Origin of the sequence: Escherichia sp. KCJ4928 (assembly GCF_004352695.1) — a bacterium.
Classification (GTDB): domain Bacteria; phylum Pseudomonadota; class Gammaproteobacteria; order Enterobacterales; family Enterobacteriaceae; genus ECMA0423.
On the sequence record NZ_SJWV01000381.1, the window covers coordinates 1 to 1,616 of the forward strand.

3 protein-coding genes are annotated in these 1,616 nt (G+C 55.7%); all 3 read right to left on the bottom strand.

Translation table 11 applies throughout. The annotated features are described in order from the left end of the window. The coding region (locus tag E0D98_RS24030) for a ParB/Srx family N-terminal domain-containing protein (protein ID WP_165941057.1) at nt 1-478 on the bottom strand (478 nt) is incomplete at its 3' end. A gap of 60 nt (nt 479-538) precedes the next feature. Next, the gene (locus tag E0D98_RS24035) at nt 539-772 is read right to left on the bottom strand and encodes a DUF905 domain-containing protein (RefSeq protein WP_069192978.1); all 234 of its coding nucleotides are present in this window, start codon (nt 770-772) and stop codon (nt 539-541) included. Between the two features lie 57 nt (nt 773-829). Then, the gene (locus E0D98_RS24045; RefSeq protein ID WP_000290783.1) at nt 830-1,351 is read right to left on the bottom strand and encodes a single-stranded DNA-binding protein; all 522 of its coding nucleotides are present in this window, start codon (nt 1,349-1,351) and stop codon (nt 830-832) included. Nucleotides 1,352-1,616: the final 265 nt, after the last annotated feature.

Consider the following 1,616-nt stretch of genomic DNA (forward strand, 5'->3'; position numbering starts at 1 on the left):
CGATTTGTGCAGGTGTTTTGCCTTCCTGCGCCATTGCACGGAATCCGGCAATCTGTTCGGCAGGGTGCATATCCCGACGATGACCGTTTTCAGTCATTGATGCGGCAGTCGCCAGCTCCTGCGGAATGACCTTCACGCGTACAGGCCAGTCAGCCGTAAGGATGCCACGCTCTGCCAGCATGTTGAGTGCAGCCAGTCGGCGACCACCTGCGGCGACACCGTAACGGTCACCAGGCAGGGCATGAACAACCAGATTCTGTAACAGGCCGACACCTTTAATGGAGTCCGCCAGTTCGCTGACGGACTCCGCAGAATACGGCACCGTGCGCACATTCAGTGGTGATTTAATCAGTGAATCCAGCGGCACGCTCACTTCCTCCGTCTGCGCCAGCAGGGCAGACAGGACAGTTTCCTGCGTTTTTGCAGGTTTACGGCTTGCTTTACGGGTAGATTTTGGTTCAGACTTTGCTACTGACATGACTATCCCCTTATTGTGTAGTTAATGTCTGCCGGACGTGATCCCCGTCCGGCACCTCTCTTACTTAAGAATCCCGAAATCCCTGATGTACCGGTTCATCCAGTACCCGGCACCGTCCTCAAAATTCCAGGTACGCCAGACCATTGCACCGTTATTACGGACAACCAGGCGAAATTGTTCGCCGTGGTCATCCTCGATAAAGACGTTCCGGTACTGTGCGGCAACGGCTTCGGCATGTTTGCGGGTAAAAGGACCATCAGGCAGCCCCTGAAGTATTCTGAAATATTCGCTCATCCTCATTTCTCCGGTGATGCCCCGCGCAGGACGGGGCGGTTATCACAGTCAGCCCGTTCAGAACGGAATATCGTCATCGAAGTCATACGCGGGTTCAGACGGCTGCTGAGGCTCCGGCTGCGCGGCCTTACGTCCACGGCCTTTCGTTTTCGCGCCACCTTTTTTCGTCGCGTCAGCACTCTGTGGCTGCCCATTCTGCTGAGGCTCCGGTTGCGCCTGAGCGTTCTGCTGTGGTGCACTCCCCAGCATCTGCATGGTGCCCGTGGTTTTCACAAGGATTTCAGTGACGTAACGGGTAATACCGTTATCTTCCCAGCTACGGGTACGGAGTTGCCCCTCGATGTAGACCTGCGCGCCCTTACGCAGATATTCACCTGCCACTTCCGCGAGCTTGCCGAACAGCACCACGCGGTGCCATTCTGTCTGCTCCCGCATCTCCCCCGTCTGTTTGTCACGCCAGCTTTCTGACGTGGCCACCTGCAGATTTGCCACTGCGCCCCCGTTGGGGATGTAACGGACATCCGGATCTTTTCCCAGACGTCCCACGAGAATGACCTTGTTAATGCCACGAACTGCCATGATGTGTCTCCTTCTGTTGATGTTTTCAGCCCCCATCATCTGTTGAGTTTCGGGAGCCGCGGTTTTGACGTTTTGCGGGGACCTGCTCTTTGTTCCCTCCGGTATTCACCATCACCTGTTTGAGAACCTTCGCCGCATGGGGCATCACTGCCACGGCCTGACGCACCTGTCCTGGGCAGAACGCAAAATTTTTTACCGGGTTTTGGGTAAAAAATTTTGTGGGCTGTTCATTTACCCTGGACAGTCAGTGCGGCAGGTTGTGGCT